Genomic DNA, 19597 nt, shown 5'->3' with positions numbered 1-19597 from the left:
CGTGGGGACGGCTCGGTCGAGATTCCCAAGAGTAGTGCCGTGTGCCGGCTCGCGCCGGTGGACGCCTATCGCAGGCGTGCTGCGCCTGTGCGTTTCGAAATCCATCAACCCAAGGAGTACGTCATGTTCCAGAAAATCCTGTTCGCCGTCGTCGCCGGTGCTTTCCTCGCCTCCGGCAGCGCGTTCGCGGAAGTCAAGATCAAGGGCAAGAACGATCAGAGCACCAAGGTGCAGGGCGCCGTGTTGAACGCCGCCATCGGTCCGGGCGCGACCGCCAAGCAGAACCTGTCCTCGAACAAGGGCAAGGTCAATCTCGGCGGCGACAACAAGCAGTCGACCCAGGTCACCGGCGCCGTGCTCAACGCCGCGATCGGTCCGGGCTCCAAGGCCGAGCAGAACCTGTCGTCCAACGACGGCGATTGAGCGGCTCTGGTTACCGCTACGGCACAAGGACGTGCCGACGCTGCGCACGCATTTCGCGCAGCACCATCACCAACCTCGCACACCGCTGATGCACGCATCGGCGTGTGCTCCACCCGTCCGTCCGCAGGAGAACTCCGATGCATCGAACGCCGTTTCTGATCGCCGCCGCCGCGCTGTGCGCGTTCGTCGGCCACGCCTTCGCCGGCGGTGAACTGGCGCCGCGCCGCGACATGGCGCCGCTGGATCGCGCCAAGGTGCTGTCGGTCGAATCCAAGCGCTGGCTCGGCTTCGGCGCGACCGCGCGCACCACCGACACCACGCTCACGCCGTCCACCGTCGGCGCGCGCGTGTGCACCACCAATGTCGGCGTGCCGCCCAACAACAACCCGGCCGGCCAATACGGACCGCAGCAGAACGCCTACGGACCGCAGAGCCGCACCGACAACATCGTCGTCGTCAGCGGCGACATCATCAGCCTGTGCAAGTAGCGCCGGCGCGACCTTTCGATCGAGTCTCTTCCATGAACTGTCCTGCCCGAATCTCCGTCAGCCTGCTCGCCCTCGGCACGGTCCTGCTCGCCGGCTGCTCGACCAACATCCGGCGCGATCGCGCCTACATCGAATCGTCGACGGTCGAAAGCCGGCCGATCTCCGAACCGGTGCGCGCGATCACCAGCTTCAGCGACGGCCTCGCCTGCATGGACAACATGCTGCGCGAGAACCATCTGCCGACCACCTTGGTGACGAGCAAGCTGATCCCAGATTTATCGGGCAAGGCCTCGGTCGCGACCAAGGAGATGATCGTCACCGCGCTGTCGCAGATGTCGCGCACCAGCAACGCGTTCCGCGTGGTCGATTTCGAAATCGATCCGCTGCGCCAGGACACGGTGCAGACGCTGACCAACCTGATGCTGCCGAGCGGACAGATGGCGATCCCCAAACCAAGTCTGTACGTGTCCGGCGCGATCGCCTACGTCGACCAGAACGTGCTGATCCGCAATGCGGGTCTCGGCGCGTCGGCGAAGAACTGGGAGTTCGGCTACTCCAACGACATCATCACCACCGTGGTCGGACTCGAGCTGCACTTGGGCGACTTCGGCACGCGCACGCTGTATCCGGGCCTCGATTCCGCCAACGAGCTGGTCGCCGGCAACAAGGGCGAAGGTCTCGATCTCGGCGCGCGCATCAAGAAGGCCGGCGTGCAATTCACGATGGGCGGCACCATCGCGCAAGGCGTCGGCCCGGCCGTGCGCACCCTGGTCGATCTCGGCGTGATCGAGCTGGTCGGCAAATGGGCGCGCGTGCCGTACTGGCAGTGCCTCGCGCTCGACCAATCGCATCCCGAATTCCAGCGCCAGCTGCACGAGTGGTACCAGGACATGTCCGAGGACGAGCGCGTGCGCCTGCTGCAGACCGCGCTGCGCGGCCTCGGCTACTACGCCGGCGAAGCCGACGGCCGCAGCTCGCCCGATCTGCGCGATGCGCTCAGCCGCTACCAGGCCGATCACAAGGCCACCGCGAGCGGCAACGTCAACTTCGAAACCTACGAGCGGCTGATCAAGAACTACGTCGCCAGCGACGGCAACGGCGGCTTCGTGCGCATCGGCTGGGGCGGCGGTGAGGGCAACGCGGCGTTCGCGGCCAAGCCGCGCGGCGAGCAAGCGGCACTGGCCGCGACCACGCCGGCACCGATCGGCGTCGAGCTGACGCTCAACCGCAAGGAAGCGAAATTCGCGCCGGGCGAATCGCTGCTGCTCAACGTCAGCACCGACCAGAGCGCGTGGCTGTACTGCTTCTATCAAGACGCCAAAGGCGCGCTGACGCAGATCTATCCGAGCAGCTTCCAGCCGGCCGCGCTGGTGCAGGCCGGACGTTCGACCCTGATTCCCGACATCACCAACCCCAACAGCTTCAGCATCGACATGACCACGATGGGCAAGGAGAGCGCGACCTGCTTCGCCGCCGGCGAAGACCTCTCGCCCGCCTTGCGCGACGAACTCGGCGTCACCCCGCTCAGCCCGATCAAGAGCGTCGCGCGCCTGGACGATCTGCAGCAGCGCATCGCCGCGCTGAGCGCATCGACCCGGCACGGCTCGGCCACGCTGCAATGGAGCGTGGCGCGTTGAGGCCGAGCGGCAACGACGATCGTCACCGGAGAACGTCATGAAGCTACGCCATCCCTTCGCGCTCCTGCTCGTGGCCGCCGCCGCGTGCACTCTCCACGGCGGCGGCGCGCGCGCCGAAATCGTGCTGAAGCCGAGCGCGCTGCCGCCGACGGAGGAAGCCGCCGAGGAAGACGCGCCGACGCTCAAGGTCGGCCCGTCGATGCGGCGCCGGCTGGCCGCGCTGAACCGTCTCGCCGACGGCGGCGACGTCACCGCGATGCTGCAGCTCGGTCTCACCTACTACCGCGGCGAGAACGTCGGCCGCAGCTACGGCGAAGCCTATCGGCAGTTCCAGAAAGCCGCGGTCGGCGGTGATCTGCGCGCCGCGCTGGCTGCCGGCTACCTGCTCGCCAAGGGCCTCGGCGTCGCGCGCAATCCGGGCGACGCGCGCGCCTGGTTCGGCATCGCCAGCCAATCGGGCTATCCGCGCGGCCTCTATCTGCAAAGCGTGCTGGAAGACGACATCGCCTCGCCGCAGAGCAAGCTCGCCGCGCGCGATCTGCTCGAACGCGCCGCCGCCGGTGGCGATCCGATCGCCGCCAACACGCTCGGCGTCGCCTACGAACGCAACGGACAAACGGCGACGGCGCGACTTTGGTACCAGCAAGCCGCCAACGCCGGCAGCGAAACCGCCACGCGCAACCTCGAACGCCTCGGCGCCGCCGCCGCAGCGACGCCGCGCGAAGACGTGCTGCGCAACCTGCGCGAGAAATCCGCCGCCGGCGACGCCGCCGCGACCTACGAGCTGGCCGGACGCTACCACCGCGGCGACGGCGTCGCGGTCGACTACGGCGAGGCGGTGCGTCTGTACCGCCTCGCCGCGCGCTCGGGCAATGTCGAGGCGCAGCGCATGCTGTCCTTGATCCTGTCGCGCTCGACCAGCGCCGAGCCGATCAGCCCGGCCTGGATGCTCGAACTCTCGCGCATGACCTTGCCGCAAGGCGGTCGCGCGGACGGCCGCGGCGACGCCCTGCTCGACGATCCCTTGCAAGGCTTGCTCGAACTGAAACCGCTCGCCGCGATCCCGGCGGCGACCGCAGCACAGCCGTCTCGATCCGCGATCGGACTGTCCGCGACGCCCGGCGTCGTCACGGCGGTCACGACGCCAGCGCCGGGCGCGAGCGCGGCACCGCCGCCGAGCAATCCGAATGCGCTGTCGCGTGCGCGCCGGCTGCGCGCCGACGACGGCCACTGACCTTCCCTTTTCTGCAAGCGACCCGGAGATCTCATGAAACTTCAGCTGACCACTTTGCTCCTGCTGGCCGCTTCGGCGCTGCCCGTTGCCGCGCAGTCGATCAACGTCGACGGCGATCGCGTCGACATCCGTGCCGCCGGTGCGCAGATCCACGCGGACGGCGACCAAGCCAGCGTCGTTCACACCGAGCCGAAACGGCGGGCGGCGAAGGCGCGCGCACCGACCACACGTCCGCGCAATAGCGACGGCAGTTCGAGCACGGTCATCGACGGCACCGTCATCAACCACGCCGAAGGTGCCGGCGCGGTGTCGGAGCAGTCGTTCGGCGATGACACCACGGTCGCGCGCGACCAGACCATCGTCACGCGCAACGGCCGCACCACGGTCTACAGCACGGCCACGTCGGCGCCGGCCGATCCGCGCTATCGCGTCAACGAAGACTTGCGCGACGCCGATTTTTCCGGCCAGCACCTCGGCGGCTACGCCTTCACCAACTCCGATCTCGGCGGCGCCGACCTGCGCCGCGCGCATCTGGCTGGAGCGGATTTCGTCAACACCGATCTGCGCCGCGCGCGTCTCGACGGCGCCGACCTGCGCGGTGCCGATCTCACCAATGCGCAACTGGAAGACGCCGTGCTCGACGGCGCCGTGTGGACCGACGGCCGCGTCTGCGGTCCGGGTTCGCGCGGCCGCTGCGAATGACGCGCCGCGCTCAGTGCGCGGCGTTCTCGCCGTCGACCAGCACGTAGCCGTGCCCGCGCACCGAGCGCAGCGGCAGCGCTTGACCGAGCCGGTCGACGGTCTTGCGGCGCAGGCGATGCACCAGCATGTCGATGCGATGCGGATCGACCTCGTCGCCGCCGGCACCGAGCACCGCGGCCAGCCGTTCGCGCGCCACCACTTCGCCGTGGGCCGCGAACAGGCATTCGAGCACGCTGCGCTCGGCGCGGTTCAGCGCGATCTCCTGGTTCGACGGCGAGCACAAGCGCCAGCCCTGCGCGACCAAGCGCCAGCGCGGCACGTTGGTGCGCACCGGCGCGGCGCTCGGCGCCGGCATGCGCATGCGGCGCAGCAAGCTGGCCAGCGTGGCGGCGATCACTTCGACCTCGACCGGCTTGGTCAGCCAGGCGTCGGCCGCCTCACCCAGCGCCTGCACACGCTCGGCCGCGCTGCCGCGGCCGGTCAAGACGACGATGCCGAGCGGCGAGCCGGCGCGCAGATGACGCGCGACCGAGAGACCGTCCTCGTCGGGCAGGCGCAGATCGAGCACGACCACGTCGAAGGAAACCGCCAGCATGCGCCGATACAAATCGGCCGGATGGCCGAAGCCCTCGACCTCGTAGCCGCTCGCGACCAGGCCGGGCACGAGGATGTCCTCGCGCAGCGCGTCGTCGTCTTCGAGCACGGCGATGCGCGCGAGCTGCGCAGGCTCACGTCCGTCAGGCATCGGCGTACTCCGGCTGCGCCGCCGGCAGCACGATACGGAAGGTCGCGCCCGCACCCGGCTCGCTGTCGACTTCGATGCGACCGCCGGCCGCGGAGACCAGATCCTGCGCGACCGCCAAACCGAGTCCGCTGCCGCGGCCGGCCGGCTTGGTGGTGAAGAAGGCTTCGAACAAACGCGCACGCACCGCCGGATCGATGCCGTGGCCGTTGTCGCGCAAGATCAGTTCGACGCGTGCGCCGTCGTCGAGACTGCGCGCTTGCAGCTCGAAGCGGCCGCCGTCGGGCATCGCGTCGTTGGCGTTGGCGGCGATGCCGAGCACGACCAGATCGAACTGCGCGCGATCGAACTCGATCGGCAGCGGCTGCGGCGCCGACGCGTAGACGATGCGCACGCCGGGATCGAACAGCTGGCGCAGCATCGGCTGCAGATCGTGCAGCGCTTCGATCAGATCGAAACGCTCGAGCTGGGTTGCTTCGCTGCGGCCGAAGGTGAGCAGCTTCTGCGTCACCGCGGTGGCGCGGCGGCCGGCCGCCTCGACGCCGCCGAGCGCTTTCTTCAATTCATTTACGTCCTCGAGCTGGCGCCCTTTCGCGGCGTAGCCGAGGATCAGGCTGAGCAGATGATTGAAGTCGTGCGCGACGCCGCTGGCGAGACGCCCGACCGCTTCGACCTTCTGCGCGTGGATCAGCTGCTGCTGCACCTTCTCGCGCTCGGCCATCTCCGCTTCCAGGCGCCGATTCGCCTGCGCCAGCGCGTCGCCGCGGCGCGTCGCATCGCTCAAGCTCTCGCGCAGCGCGCGCACGCTGCGATCGATCACCACCGCGATCAAGAGAAAGATCACCGCATCGATGACGATGCTGGCGGTGACGTTCATGCCGGTGTCGATCGGATGGCCGGCGCGCAGATCGACCAGGCCGCCGGCGATCGAGGAGGCGATCACGCAGGCGTACATCGCCCACAGCGCGCGGCGTCCGACCATCAGGCCGGCCAGCACCATCCACACCACCGCCAGCGGTTGTTCGTAACCCTGCCGGCTGCTGCCTTCGAGCGCGTGGCTGAGGATCATCACCAGCGCGACCAGAGCCAAGGTCTGGCGGATCGCCCACTGGAAGCGGCCGAAGCGGATCAGCGCCACGCCGAACAAGGCGAACGCGGACACCGACAGGCTCATCAGCATGCTGGCGGTTTCGCCGGCTCGCCACGGAATGCCCGAGAGCAGCACGCGATAGAGCCACAACAACGGCGGCAGGCTGCCGAGCAGGAGCAAGACGACTTGCAGCATCGGCGCGTTGCGGCGATCGACCGGATCGGCGACCGGCGCGCGCCAAAGCCAGCTCGGCGGACGGCCGTGCCGTCGTTGGCCGTCTGCATCGACAAGCGGCCGCGCGCCTTCGCGGGAAGGCGTGGAAGGAAGATCTGACATGCCCCTGGTCTTCTTGGGGTCCGGCGCAGAGCTTCCTGCCTAGCGCACAGCAGCGTTGGGGGATTTGTATATTTCTTGCGGCGGCAAAGATACCCGAAACGATCGAGGCCGCGAAGCCCGCGTGAACGATTACGCCGCGCTTGCGCGAACTCAGCCCGGCGGCGCGGCGACGATCGCCTGCAGCCACGCCGGCGTCCACCACGCGCTGCGCGGCAGCCGGCGGAAGTCCGCACGCACCTGCGCCGCAGGCGGTTTGGGCAGCCAGGACATGTCGGATGCATCGTCCAGATACTGCGCGATCAGTTCGAGCGCGCCCGGCTGCTGTTCGTCGGCCGCGGTGTCGGCGGTGTAGATGCGCAGTCGCGCATGAAACCACAGGCCGTGCGCCGGCAAGCGCCGCGCGCGTTCTTCGCGCAGAGCACGAATCAGCGGCTCGATCTCGCGACTGCGCGCGTACGGCTCGAAGCGGCGGCCCTGCTTGGACATGTCGCCGATGCGGAAGAAATCGCCGGCGCAGACGATGTGCAAGTCGTTGCTGCTGCCGCGGTACGCCTTCGGCCGGTCCGCTTGCACCAGCGCGCGCAAGGCGCGCCAGTCGGCGCTGGCGCGCTGGCGCTCGTACACGGATTTCTGATGCGCGTCGAACAGCTGACGCAAAGCGTCGCGCGGCACGCGCCGCCGCGCCAGCGCGGCGAGATCGTCCTGGCCGGTTTGCCGGCGCAGCCACTCGGCCAAGGCACTGCGCGCTTTGCGCGCGGCAGCGAGATCGGCGCGGCGTTCGCGTGCGGCCTCTTCGTCCTCCTCGTCATCGCCGTCGGCGTCGATCTCGAAGCCGCTCCAGGAAAACCAGTCGTGACTGCCGGGTTCGGGCTCGTCGAACTGCGCCTGCGCGATGCGCGCCAGAAAGCCCGCGAAAGAATCGGCCAGCACCGCCGCCTCGCCTTCGCCGCCGATCAAGACCACCGGCCATTGCGAACTCGGCCCGCCGTCGCGGTTCCACAGCGCAATTTCGCCGCCGTCGCCGATCGCGAGGAAGATCGCGAACTTTTCCGACAGATCGGCGCCTTCCTCGGTCCAGAAGTCGTTGAAGCGCGCGGTCCATTTGCCGTTGTCGCCGCTCAAGCCGTCGGCCAGCGGCAGCCCGGGCGGCGCCTGCGTATTCAGCCAGCGCGCGAACGCGAGCAGGAGTTCGGGCGCCTGCGCGGGCGGCGCGAATGCGCGACGCAGCTGCGCGAGATCGACTTTGCGGTACGCGTAGACCTCCGCTTGCGCCGCGCGCGGACGCAGCAGAGCGGCCAACCACGCCGCGCACGCTGCGACCACGCCGCCGCGAAGCACGACGCGCCGCTTCACGTGCCCGGCTTCGCCGCGACCTGCGCGCGGATCTGCGCCTCGACCACCGCCAGCGCGGTCATGTTGAACACGCGGCGCACGGTCGCCGCCGGCGTCAGCACATGAGCCGGTTTGGAGAAGCCCATCAGGATCGGACCGAGCACGACGCCGTCGGTCATCACGCGCGTCATGTTGAAGGAGATGTTGGCCGAATCCATGTTCGGACAGACGAACACGTTGGCCGCGCCGGACAGGCGCGAGTTCGGGAACAGGCGCTCGCGCACTTCCGGATTGAGCGCGGTGTCGGCGTGCATCTCGCCTTCGATCTCGACCTTCGGCAGGCGCTCGCGCAACAGTTCGACCACGCGGCGCATCTTCTGCGCGCTCGGATCGTCGTGGCTGCCGAAATTGGAATGCGACAGGATCGCCACCTTCGGCGTGATGCCGAACAGCTTCAGTCGCAACGAGGCCTGTGCCGCCGAGGCGGCGATGCGTTCGGCGTCCGGATCGAGCGCGACATGGGTGTCGAGGAAGAAGAACACGCCGCGGTCGTTGAACACCGCGCTCATCGCCGAGACGTTGTCGACGCCGGGATCGAGCGGCAGGATGCCGCGCAGGTAGCCGAGCTTCTTGTGGAAGCGGCCGACCAGACCGCAGATCAGCGCGTCGGCTTCGCCGCGGCGGAGCATCAGCGCGGCGATCACGGTCGAGCGCGAACGCACGATCGCCTTGGCGCTGTCGGGCGTGACGCCGCGACGCTCCATCAGCTCGTGGTAGAGCGACCAGTAATCCTTGAAGCGCGGATCGCTCTCGATGTTGCACAACTCGAAATCGACGCCGGGCTTGAGGCGCAGGCTGAGACGCTGGATGCGCGACTCGATCACCGACGGCCGGCCGATCAGGATCGGCTTGGCGATGCCCTCGTCGACCACCGCCTGCACCGCGCGCAATACGGTCTCTTCCTCGCCCTCGGCGTAGACCACGCGTTTGGGTTCGGACTTGGCGCGGGTGAACACCGGCTTCATCAGCAAGGTGGTGCGGAACACGAACTGGTTGAGCTTCTCCCAGTACGCGCGCAGGTCCTCGATCGGGCGGGTGGCGACGCCCGAATCCATCGCCGCCTTCGCCACCGCCGGCGCCAGCTGCACGATCAGGCGCGGATCGAACGGTTGCGGAATCAGATACTCCGGCCCGAACGTCAGCGAGCGGCCGCCGTAGGCGCGCGCGGCGATGTCGCTCGACTCGCGCCGCGCCAGTTCGGCGATCGCATGCACGCAGGCGATCTTCATCGCCTCGTTGATGACGGTGGCGCCGACGTCGAGCGCGCCGCGGAAGATGTAGGGGAAGCAGAGCGCGTTGTTGACCTGGTTCGGATAGTCCGAGCGGCCGGTCGCGATGATCGCGTCGGCACGCACCGCGCGCGCTTCTTCCGGCAGGATCTCCGGGGTCGGATTGGCCAGCGCGAGAATGATCGGCCGTTCGGCCATGCGCGCGACCATCGCCGGCTTCAGCACGCCCGGCGCGGACAGGCCGAGGAAGATGTCGGCGCCGTCGATGATCTGATCGAGCGTGCGCGCGTCGGTCTCGCGCGCGTAGCGGCACTTGTTCGGGTCCATCTCCTCGACGCGGCCTTTGTAGACCACGCCGAGACGGTCGGCGACCCAGATGTTCTCCGGCTTCACGCCGAGCCCGACCAGCATGTCCAGGCAGGCGATGCCGGCCGCGCCGGCGCCGGTCGAGACCAGCTTGATCTCGCCGATGTCCTTGCCGGCCACGCGCAGCGCGTTGATCACCGCGGCGCCGACGATGATCGCGGTGCCGTGCTGGTCGTCGTGGAAGACCGGAATCTTCATGCGCTCGCGCAGCTTCTTCTCGACCTCGAAGCACTCGGGCGCCTTGATGTCTTCGAGGTTGATGCCGCCGAAGCTGGGTTCGAGGCTGGCGATGATCTCGACCAGCTTGTCCGGATCGTTCTCGGCGATCTCCAGATCGAACACGTCGATGCCGGCGAACTTCTGAAACAACACGCCCTTGCCTTCCATCACCGGCTTGGCCGCGAGCGGACCGATGTTGCCCAAGCCGAGCACGGCGGTGCCGTTGGTGATGACCGCGACCAGGTTGCTGCGCGCGGTCAGGGTGGCGACCTCGCCCGGATCGCGCACGATCTCCTCGCAGGCCGCGGCGACGCCGGGCGAATAGGCGAGCGAGAGTTCGCGCTGGGTGACGACCGGTTTGGTCGGCGTGACCTTGATCTTTCCGGCCGGGTCTTTGCGGTGGTAGGCGAGAGCGGCTTGTTTGAGTTCTTCGATCGTCGGCATGGTGACTACGAGGAGGAGAGCGCACGCTCCGCGTGCGGAATCGCCGGCGACTATAGCACTCGCCCCGAACCCCGATTCCGACGTTTCGATACGGCCTGCGGCGACAGCAGCGCCAGTGCGATGGACGCCCGCGCGCAAGCGCGGCCGCGTATGGCAGTATCGCCGCGCGGTACGGGAATGCTGCGTTTATCCAGGGAGAAAGTCCGATGTATCGATGCCTGTCGCGCCGCGCCGCCGCGGCTTTGCTCACTCTCGTGCTGGTCGCGCTGACCGCCGCCTGCGCCTCCGCGCCGACCGGCCAGCGCGCCAACCGCTGGATGGAACCGGGCTCGATCGTCGGCCCCGCTTCCGATCAATACGACACGCCGGCGCGCCTGCGCCGCGGCAAAACGCCTCTCTATCCGATCACCCAGGTGCTCAACGGCAAGATGAGCCGCGCCGAGGTCGAGTTCAGCATCGGCATCGACGGTCACACCAAGGACATCCGCATCGTGCAGGCCGACCGCGAGCCGTTCGGCCGCCACCTCGCCATCGCGGTGCGCGAATGGGAGTTCGAGCCGGCCCAGCGCAACGGCATACCGGTGGTTTCGACGATGCGCTTCACCATGGACTTTTCCATCGAGGGCCGCGACAAGGACCGCCTGTCGCCGGAAGACCAGCGCGCTCGCGCCAAATGGCGTTGAACCCGTCGCCGTTCGATACGGCGGGCGCTTGCTATGCTCGCGCCGGCCACAGGAACCGACGATGACCGCTTCCGCCGACAGCGACGTGACGCGCCTGCTGCTGCGCTGGTCGCAGGGCGAAGACGCGGCGCTCGAACGTCTGACGCCGCTGATCTACGAGGAATTGAAGGCGCTCGCCTCGCGCGAACTCGCGCGCGAGCGCGCCGGCCACACGCTGCAGACCACCGCCCTGGTCAACGAGGCGTTCGTGCGCCTGATCGGTCATGGCGACACCCGCTTCGAGAACCGCGCGCACTTCGCCGCGATCGCCGCGCGCGCGATGCGGCGCGTGCTGGTCGATCACGCGCGGCGGCGCCAGGCGCGCAAGCGCCCTAGCTCGGAAGAGCGCGTCTCGATCGAGGAAATCGACCTCGAAGTCGCCAACGGCGTCGATCTGATCGGACTCGACCAGCTGCTCGAGCGCCTGGCCGAGATCAGTCCGCGCCAGGCGCGCGTGATCGATCTCAAGTTCTTCGCCGGCCTCGAACTGGAACAGATCGCCGACCTGCTCGAAGTCGCGCGGCCGACCGTGGTGCGCGACTGGCGCATGGCGCGCGCCTGGCTGCAGCGCGAGCTGGCCTGATGCAGCCGCAAGATCGCCGCTACGCGCAGGCGCAGGCGATCGCGCACGAGGTGTTGGAGCTGGCGCGCAGCGAGCGTGCGGCGCGGCTCGCGGCGCTCTGCGCCGGCGACGAGGCGCTGCGCAAAGAAGTGGAATGGCTGCTGGCGACGGCCGAGGACACCGCCGACGACGGGCTGGCCGAGCGCGTCGCCGTGGTCGCCGAACGCCTCACCGCGGAACGGCGCATCGAGGCCGACGCACCGGGCAGCTACCGTCTGCTCGAACGCCTCGGCGAAGGCGGCATGGGCGTGGTCTGGCTGGCCGAGCGGCATCTGGGCGGCGCGCGCCAGCGCGTGGCGCTCAAACGCCTGCGCGCCGGCGCTCTCTCGCAACAGCAGCGCTTCAACGAAGAGCAGCGCATCCTCGCCTCGCTCAACCATCGCAACATCGCCCATCTGGTCGACGCCGGCCGCGATGCCGACGGCGAGCCGTTCCTGGCGATGGAATACGTCGAGGGCGAACGCATCGACCGCTGGTGCGACACGCACGCGCTCGACCTGCGCGCGCGCGTCGCCTTGTTCCTGAAGGTCTGCGCCGCGGTTTCCTACGCGCACGAACGCCTGGTCATCCATCGCGACTTGAAGCCGGCGAACATCCTGGTCGATGCGCAGGGCGAGCCGAAACTGCTCGACTTCGGCATCGCGCGCCTGCTCGACGACAGCAGCGCCGCGCCGGCGACGCAGGCGATGACCCTCGCCTACGCCAGCCCGGAGCAGATCGAGGGCGCGCCGCTCGGCACCGCCACCGACGTCTACTCGCTCGGCGTGGTGCTGTACGAACTGGTCGCCGGTGTGCGTCCGTTCGATCATCTGGCCACCGATCACGCGCGCTCGAACGCGATCGTCTCCGGTGCGATCACGCCGCCGAGCCAACAGCAGCGTCTGCGCGAACGCACGCCGCGAACCGTCGACACCGCGCCTGCGCGCGGGCGGCGCATCCCGATCGACATCGACGCGATCGCGCTGAAGGCGCTGCGGCGCGAACCGGCGCAGCGCTACGCCTCGGTGCACGAACTGGCGGCCGATCTCGAACGCTTCCTCGCCGCGCAGCCGGTGTCGGCGCGGCGCGGCCGCTGGAGCTATCGCGCGCAGCGCTTCGTCTGGCGCAATCGCTGGGCGCTCGGCGTCGCCGCGGTGCTGTTTGTCGTCGTCGCCGGCTTCACCTGGCGCACCGTGCGCGCCGAGCGCGAGGCGCGCCTGCAAGCGCAAGTCGCCGGCCGCACCACCGAGTTCCTGATCTCTGCGTTCGCGCTGGCCGATCCGACCCAATCGGGCCGGCACGATTTCAGCGCACGCGAGGTGCTCGACCAGAGCCGTGCGCGCGTGGACGAGGAACTGGCCGAGCAGCCGCGCGTGCGTGCGCGCCTGCTCGAAGCGCTCGGCAACGCCTATCGCGGCATCAACGAGGGCAGCGCCGGCGCACCGCTGCTGGAAGAGGCGGCGCAGCTCGACCTCGATCCGGCGGTGGCCGACCCGCTCGCGGCGGCACGCAGCCTGCGCGCGAAAGCGAGCGCGATCCTGCGCGTGCGCGGATCGTCCGAAGAGGCCGAGCACGCCGCGCAACGCGCGCTCGAGCTGACCCAACGTCACGCCGGCGACGACGCGCTGCTGCTGGCCGAGTCCTACGGCACGCTGGCGCAAGCGCTCGACGCCGCCGGCAAAGGACCGCAGGCGATGGCCGCCGCGCAGCAAGCGCTGAGTTTGCGCGAACGCGCCCAGGCCGCGCCGCTCGTGATCGCGCGCAGCCTGCTCGACATCTGCCGCCTGACGTCGAATGCCGGCGAGCAGGCCAAGGCCTTGCCGCTGTGCGAACGCGCGCTGGCCTTGTACGCCGACGCCGGCGCGACGCGCAGCAACGACTACCGGCTGGCGCTGCGCGACTACGAATCGGTGCTGTACTACCACGGCGACTACGCCAAGGGACTGGCGATCAAGCGCGAACGCATCGCGCTGACGCGCACGCTGTTCGGCGCCGACAGCGCGGCCTACGCCACCGATCTGGTCGTGTTCGCCGAAACGCTGGCCGAAAACGGACTGTTCGAGGAAGCCGGCGCCGTGCTGGCGGAAGGCACGCCGATCGTCCTGCGCCGCAGCGGCGCGCAGAGCACGCAGTACGCGCAGGTCCTGTTCAATGCCGGCTTGCTGAAATACCTGCTCGGCGAATTCGACGCCGCGGTGCCGCTGCTGCGCCAGGCGCTGGAGACGCATCAAGCCGCCGTGGCCGGCAAGGACAACGACCGCCTGCCGGTCATGCGTGTGGATCTGGCGATGGCTCTGATCGAAGCCGGCCAGGCCGATGCCGAAGCGCGCAGCCTGCTCGAAGCGGTCATCGCCGCACGCGGCGCCGCGCACGCGGATACGATCGAACTGGCATATGCACGCCTGCCGCTGGCCGATTGGTACGTAGCGAATCGCCGTTACGCCGAAGCGGAAACCCTGCTCGACCAAGTCGACGCGGTCGGCGATCGCATCGAACCGGAAATCCACGCACGCGCCGCCGGCGTGCGTGCGGCCATCGCACGCGCACGCGGCGACCGCGCCGCCGCGCTGCGCTTCGAAGAGACCGCCTACGCACTCACGCTGCGCGACGTCGGCGCCGAGCATCCGCGCACCGCGCGCTATGCCATGGCGTACGCGCATGCGTTGCGCGAGGCCGGCGAAGGTGCACGCGCGGACGCGCTGCGGCGCGAATACGGAGAGCGGCTCGAACGCGCTTATCCGGCGGCGTCGGCGTTTCGGCGTCTGCTCGACGCGCAAGATCCCGCGGCTGCCAACTGATTGCGCTGCCACCCGCGGCTGTAGCGATCTCGGATCGCGCCAGCGAGAGCCTGGATTGGAGTTTCAGCGCATCGACGGCGGGATGCATCGCCGGCAAATTCTTTCTCGCCGCAGGCGACTTCAGTACGTCGGCGCAGAATCTCGCGCGAGCTACGAATCCGCCCGGGCAGCAGGCGCTGCCCGGACGAAAGCCGCGATCAGTTGGTGAAGCTCTGGAACGGCGATACGTAGAGCGTGCCGCTGACGATGCACGTTGCGGAGAACGAACCCAGCGTGCCGGACAGGCTCGTCGTGGGAATCAGAATCTTGGTGGCGGCAGCGCCCGTCGACACATTGCTCCCGGACCAGGTGAGGCCATTCAACGCTCCCTGACAAACCGCGTACGGCGGCCTCGGGCCGAAGCCTCCGCTCTTCTTCTTGATGACCAGGTTGCCTACGGTCATATTGCTGTAGACGGTCGTGCCGGAATTGAAAAAGTTGCCATTCCAGCTGCTGTCGGTGCTGTCGATGACCGGTCCGTTGATGCCGTCTTTGCAGGAGTCGTCCACCGCCAACGTTTGCGGCTGGATGTAGAACACTTGCGACAGATTTTCCGTGTAGAAAGCTGCATTGATCGTGGTGTCGCACGTATACGAATAATCTTGGCTCGGATTTCCACTGACCGACACCTGATAAGTGACCGGACCGGAAAGCGACAGCGCGCCTCCCGGAGCCACGTAGGTGGCGGCAGTGGCGAATGACGAGCCGGCCAGTGCGAGGGAAATTGCGATTGTCGAGCGAATCGTGCGTTTCATCATCTGCTCCTTGATGGACATGGGTATCGTTGGCGTCCGCTGTGGAATACCGATGCGAGTGCGACTCGATGCAACCCCATACTGCGTCTTGCCCGCCTACGGTGCGGACCGGGCGGACGCTAGCCGATGAATACGTCGACAGAATGAAGAATCGTGTCGTCGATCGAAAAATGCGAAGTGCCGCACGAAGCCGACGCGCAGTGCTCAATTCCGGATAAAAAACCGCCCCGCACCGGCAGCGCCGATGCGGGGCGGCATCCCCCCGGCTACTCTGGATCGTCGGACTGCAACATCGCTTCTTTCTGCGCGCCGTCGAGCCGCCACACGCTCACTCCTTGCGCACGCGAACCGGTGAGCGCGACGGTATCGGCGGCGAGCGTCCACGGCGTAACGCGCTCGCGATTGTCATCGTCTCGATACGACAACCGCAGCAATGAATTCGCCGCATCGAACGGTGTGCGCTGCACGCGCAACTCGGCGTTCTTTCCGCGCACGATCAGAACGTCGTCGAGACGCTGCCCGCTCGGTGGCGGCAACGCGAACGCGTGGCCGGCCGTGCCGGCGAGCAGCGCCTCGGCCTCGACGCCGAGCACTTGCGTGCCGTCGCCATAGGGCTGGTCGAAGCCGTCGCGCAGCAGCACCAGATAATTGCTGTCCGACAGCGTCTGCGGCGCGGTGCCGCCGAGCGCGAGCGCGAAGGTCGCTTCGGCTTCGTCGCTGTCGGAGCGCACCGGTACGCTGATCAGCCACGTCAGGCTGCGTCCCGGCGGCAAGCTCACGCGATCGCTCAAAGCACCGTCGCCGGACGCTGCGCAGGTCGCGCCGGCCTCGCCGCCGAAGCATTGCCAATGCGCGAACGCGGCGTCGAAGGCGGGTGACAGCGTGACGTCGAGCGGAATGTCGATCGCGTCGCTGAAGCCGTCGTTGCGCAGGCGCAGCGTGTAATCGACGACGCGGCCGTAGCGCGCGTAGTCGCGGCCATCATCCAGCGTCAGCACCAAGCGTGCCGGCAACGCGGCGCAGCGTACTTGGATGTCGCCGATGTCGCTGCCGGCGACGTTGCCGGTGGCGTGTTCGAGCGTGCAGCTTTGTCCTTGCGGCATCTGCGCGATGTCGACCGTGTAGGCGCTGCCGCTGGCCAGCGATGTCGCGAACACGAACGCGCCGTCGGCCGCGATCGGCCGGCTCTCGTCCGCGTTCAGGCGCAGCACGAGGCCGCTGCCGGTCAGGCCGTCGACGCGGCCGCCGATCGCGTAGCGATTGGTCGTGCATGTGACCGCGATGTCGTCGACGTCGGTATCGCCGACGGTGCCGCTGCCGCGCTCGATGCTGCAGGTCTGCCACGGTGAGGTCGGCTGGCCGGCGATGGTGACCTCGTAGCTCGCGCCGAATTGGAGCGCACTCGGAAACGCGAAGCTACCGTCGCTCGCAATCGACAGCGTTTCGCCGCCGTTGAGCTGTAAGGCGAGGCCGCTGCCGAGTAGGCCATCGACGCGGCCGCCGATCGAATGCGTGTCAGGCGCAAACACCGCCAGCACGGCGCAGTCGGCGGTCAGCGGCGCGATCGTGTAGGTGTCGCCGTCGCGCACGCCGATCGAAGTCTGATCGGCGCCGCAGGTGTCGGAGACGCTGTCGAGATGCGCATGTGCCGCCGGCGTCAGCGTCAGCACGACCGTGGTCGCGGCGGGTTCGATCGCGTAGCCGGCGATGCAGCCAACACCTTGCTCGTCGCAATCGACGATGGCGCCGCTGGCCGGTGGCGCGCTCGCGTCGATGTCGGCGCTGACCGCGCCGGACCCGGAGACAGCGACGACGAACTGCGCCTGGCGCAGCTCGACCGCACCGAGATCGCAGGCCGGACCTTGCGGGCGCGCGACGCCGCGTTGATCGGTGTCGTACGGCGCGTTGCCGCAAACGCCGGCGTCGAGCGCATCGAGCGCGGCGCCGCCGATCCCCGGCAATTGGGTCGGCGCGGCGCCGCCGTTGTCCTGCAACGCGCCGAGCTGCGGATCGGTCGCGATCACGCCGCTGCAGTTGGCGTTCGCCGGGCAGCCGCCCTGCACGAGGCTGTCGGACAGCGCGAGACTGCCGCCCACGATCGAGAGCTCGCCGTTGCTGCCGCTGTCGCCCCAGAGGATCGAACGGTTCAGAGTGAAGGTGGCGGTATTGGACGAAATCGCGCCGCCGGGACCGGCGGCGAGGTTGCCGGCGAAGGTCAGCTGATCGAAGCTCGGGCTGCCCTGCACGACCCGCAGCGCTCCGCCGCCGCCGTTGCTGACGCGGTTGCCGTTGAAGGTCGATTGCGTCAGCCGCATCGCGCTGGCCGAGAGGTAGGCCGCGCCGCCGGCGTTGCGCGCGAGGTTGCCGCTGAAGGTGCTGCGGCTCAACAGCGGTGCGGCACGACCGCCGCTGCTGCCTTGGCCATTGCCGCCGTCGACCAGCAAGGCCGCGCCCCAGTCCGCGCGATTGCCGCTGAACCAAAGGCGCGACAAAGTCGGACTGCATTCGTGGCCGTTGCTGTTGCCGATGCCGTTGCAGTAGAGGCCGCCGCCGACCGAGCCGTTGTAGATCGAATACTGCCGGCCGGTGCCGCCGCTGATGACGAAGCCGTCCAGCACGGTGTCGTTGCCGATCGGTCCAGCGGCCGTGGTGCCGTCCATCAGGACGACGTGGTAGCTGTTGGCGCCGGCGATCTGCGCGGCGTCGCGCACGATGCCGTCGGCGTCGACCGTGTCGTCATGGTCGATGTCGCCCGACAACACGCTGCGGTTCGCACCGGGATCGGCCTGCTCGCGCGCGCTTTCGCCGCCGGCGAAACCGCCGTAGAGCGGCAGACCGGGGCGAATGTTGAAGCTGATCGAGCGATCGCTGCCGGCGGTCGGTTTGTAGACGCCGCGCGCGACCCAGACTTCGCTGCAGTTCGGCTCGTGCAGCGCCGATTGCAGGTCGGTGTAGGCACTGCTCCAGGCGAAACCGTCGTTGGCGCCGCTTGCCGCGCGGTCGACGTAGCAGACGTGCGGCGGCACGATCTCGACCGCGCCGATGTCGCAGTGCGCGCCGATCGGCCGCGGCGTGCCGCGCTGGTCGAGCGCCGGGCAGCGCGCGTCGTCGCCGGCGTCGATCGCCGGGCTGCCCGCGCCGGGCAGCTGGGTCGCGCCGAAACCGCCGTGGTCGGCCGGCGCGCCGAGCATAGGATCGAGATCGCGCACGTCGGTGCAGAGCGCCCCGCTCGGACAACCGCCTTGCACCAAGCTGCTGGCTATGGTCGGCTGCGCGCCGACGCTGTTGTAGAACTCCGGCAGCGCATTCGCCTGGTCGCCCCAGAAGATCGCGTTGACGATGAGAGGCGTGGCGCCGGCGCCTTCGTTGACCATCGCGCCGCCGATGTGATTCGCACCGTTCGCGGTGTTGGCGTTGAAGGTCACATTGGTCAGCGTCAGCGCGCTGCGGCCGCCGACGCCGGCGTTGTAGATCGCGCCGCCGTTGCCGATGCTGGTGCCGAGGCTGGCGTCGTTGGCGTGGAAGCTCGCGTTGACGATGGTTGCGTTGGCCGTGCCGCCCTGGCTGCCGCTGGTGTTGTAGATGGCGCCACCCTTGTCGGCGCGGTTGCCGTCGAAGGTCGCGCGCTCGATGCGCGGGCTGGCGACGCCGTTCAATTCGGCCCAGACGTAGATCGCGCCGCCGTAGCGGCTGGCGCTGTTGCCGCTGAAAACCAGGTCGGACAACGCCGGACTGGCGCTGCCGGCGCCATCGGCGCGCAATGCGATCGCACCGCCGTACGCGGCCGCGTTGGCGAGGAAGCGCAGCCGCGCCAGGGTCGGATCGCAGCGGCGCCCGCTGGCCGCGCCGGTGCAGTAGAGACCGCCGCCGAGCGTGTCGGGGAAGAGCCCATTCGCGTTGCCGTCGCGGAGGGTGAAGCCGTCGAGCACGGTGCTGGCGGTGATCGCGCCGGCCGCGGTGGTTCCGTCGAGCACGACCACGTGGTAGCTGTTGTCGGCCGTGCCGGCACTGCCGATGTCGCCGGAGAGCACCGTCTCATGCGCGAGCGGATCGCGCTGTTCGCGCGCGGTTTCGCCGCCGGCGAAGCCGCCGTAGAGCGCGCTGCCGGGGCGCAGGCGGAAGCTGTCGGCGCGTGCGCTACCGGGTTTGTAAGTCCCGGCGGCGACCCAGCTCTCCGCGCAGGACGCATCGCGCACGGCCGCTTGCAGGTCGAGGTAGGCATCGGTCCAGCTCGCACCGGTATTCGCGCCGGCCGCATTCGCGTTGACGTAGCAGACCGCCTGCGCGGCATTGCAGCAGAACAGGGCGAGCACGGCGAGGAGGCCGCGTGTCGAGATGAAGAGAAGCGGGTTCATGAGGCGGCGATCGATCCCTGCGTGA

At 68.8% G+C, this 19597-nt stretch carries 14 protein-coding genes; 8 read left to right on the top strand and 6 right to left on the bottom strand.

The genetic code is table 11. The features are described from left to right. Positions 1-123 precede the first annotated feature (123 nt). The 5 genes from AC3QL3_RS03045 (at position 124) to AC3QL3_RS03025 (ending at position 4484) form a co-directional block, all read left to right on the top strand. On the top strand, positions 124-423 hold the full coding sequence (locus AC3QL3_RS03045; RefSeq protein ID WP_492896819.1) for a hypothetical protein: 300 nt from the start codon (positions 124-126) through the stop codon (positions 421-423). 137 nt (positions 424-560) lie between these two features. Further along, positions 561-911, top strand: coding sequence for a hypothetical protein (locus AC3QL3_RS03040; RefSeq protein WP_492896818.1), 351 nt, complete (start codon positions 561-563; stop codon positions 909-911). Between the two features lie 32 nt (positions 912-943). Beyond that, positions 944-2548, top strand: a complete 1605-nt coding sequence (locus AC3QL3_RS03035; protein WP_492896817.1) for a DUF4384 domain-containing protein — start codon at positions 944-946, stop codon at positions 2546-2548. A gap of 37 nt (positions 2549-2585) precedes the next feature. After that, on the top strand, positions 2586-3782 hold the full coding sequence (locus AC3QL3_RS03030; protein ID WP_492896816.1) for a tetratricopeptide repeat protein: 1197 nt from the start codon (positions 2586-2588) through the stop codon (positions 3780-3782). Between the two features lie 33 nt (positions 3783-3815). Continuing rightward, positions 3816-4484 (top strand): pentapeptide repeat-containing protein, encoded by a 669-nt coding sequence (locus AC3QL3_RS03025; RefSeq protein ID WP_492896814.1) that lies wholly within the window; start codon positions 3816-3818, stop codon positions 4482-4484. A 10-nt stretch (positions 4485-4494) separates the two neighbouring features. Here the strand turns inward: AC3QL3_RS03025 and AC3QL3_RS03020 are convergent, their stop codons facing one another. The 4 genes from AC3QL3_RS03020 to AC3QL3_RS03005 form a co-directional block, all read right to left on the bottom strand. Next, the gene (locus tag AC3QL3_RS03020) at positions 4495-5229 is read right to left on the bottom strand and encodes a response regulator transcription factor (protein ID WP_492896813.1); all 735 of its coding nucleotides are present in this window, start codon (positions 5227-5229) and stop codon (positions 4495-4497) included. After that, the gene (locus tag AC3QL3_RS03015) at positions 5222-6652 is read right to left on the bottom strand and encodes a sensor histidine kinase (RefSeq protein ID WP_492896812.1); all 1431 of its coding nucleotides are present in this window, start codon (positions 6650-6652) and stop codon (positions 5222-5224) included. Before AC3QL3_RS03015 ends, AC3QL3_RS03020 begins: the two co-directional genes overlap by 8 nt. A gap of 150 nt (positions 6653-6802) precedes the next feature. Continuing rightward, on the bottom strand, positions 6803-8005 hold the full coding sequence (locus AC3QL3_RS03010) for a hypothetical protein (RefSeq protein WP_492896811.1): 1203 nt from the start codon (positions 8003-8005) through the stop codon (positions 6803-6805). Further along, positions 8002-10302, bottom strand: a complete 2301-nt coding sequence (locus AC3QL3_RS03005; RefSeq protein WP_492896809.1) for an NADP-dependent malic enzyme — start codon at positions 10300-10302, stop codon at positions 8002-8004. Before AC3QL3_RS03005 ends, AC3QL3_RS03010 begins: the two co-directional genes overlap by 4 nt. Positions 10303-10508: 206 nt before the next feature. On the opposite strand from AC3QL3_RS03005, the gene AC3QL3_RS03000 reads away from it, so the two are divergent. The 3 genes from AC3QL3_RS03000 to AC3QL3_RS02990 all read left to right on the top strand — a co-directional run bounded on the left by AC3QL3_RS03000 (position 10509) and on the right by AC3QL3_RS02990 (position 14423). Further along, positions 10509-10985 carry a TonB family protein gene (locus AC3QL3_RS03000; protein ID WP_492896808.1) on the top strand — a complete coding sequence of 159 codons (477 nt, stop codon included), beginning with the start codon at positions 10509-10511 and terminating at the stop codon, positions 10983-10985. 61 nt (positions 10986-11046) lie between these two features. Further along, positions 11047-11607 carry an ECF-type sigma factor gene (locus tag AC3QL3_RS02995; protein ID WP_492896807.1) on the top strand — a complete coding sequence of 187 codons (561 nt, stop codon included), beginning with the start codon at positions 11047-11049 and terminating at the stop codon, positions 11605-11607. Beyond that, positions 11607-14423, top strand: coding sequence for a serine/threonine-protein kinase (locus tag AC3QL3_RS02990; protein ID WP_492896806.1), 2817 nt, complete (start codon positions 11607-11609; stop codon positions 14421-14423). The genes AC3QL3_RS02995 and AC3QL3_RS02990 overlap by 1 nt, the downstream gene beginning before the upstream one ends. A gap of 197 nt (positions 14424-14620) precedes the next feature. Here AC3QL3_RS02990 and AC3QL3_RS02985 read toward each other — a convergent pair whose 3' ends face one another. Both AC3QL3_RS02985 and AC3QL3_RS02980 read right to left on the bottom strand, forming a co-directional pair. After that, the gene (locus tag AC3QL3_RS02985; RefSeq protein ID WP_492896805.1) at positions 14621-15238 is read right to left on the bottom strand and encodes a hypothetical protein; all 618 of its coding nucleotides are present in this window, start codon (positions 15236-15238) and stop codon (positions 14621-14623) included. 245 nt (positions 15239-15483) lie between these two features. Then, positions 15484-19572 carry a choice-of-anchor Q domain-containing protein gene (locus AC3QL3_RS02980; RefSeq protein WP_492896804.1) on the bottom strand — a complete coding sequence of 1363 codons (4089 nt, stop codon included), beginning with the start codon at positions 19570-19572 and terminating at the stop codon, positions 15484-15486. Between the last annotated feature and the right edge of the window lie 25 nt (positions 19573-19597).

It is taken from the genome of Dokdonella sp. GW821-FHT11D02 (genome assembly GCF_058808595.1).
The sequence above is the reverse complement of the archived record's forward strand: the minus strand, read 5'-3'. Positions and strand labels throughout refer to the sequence as shown.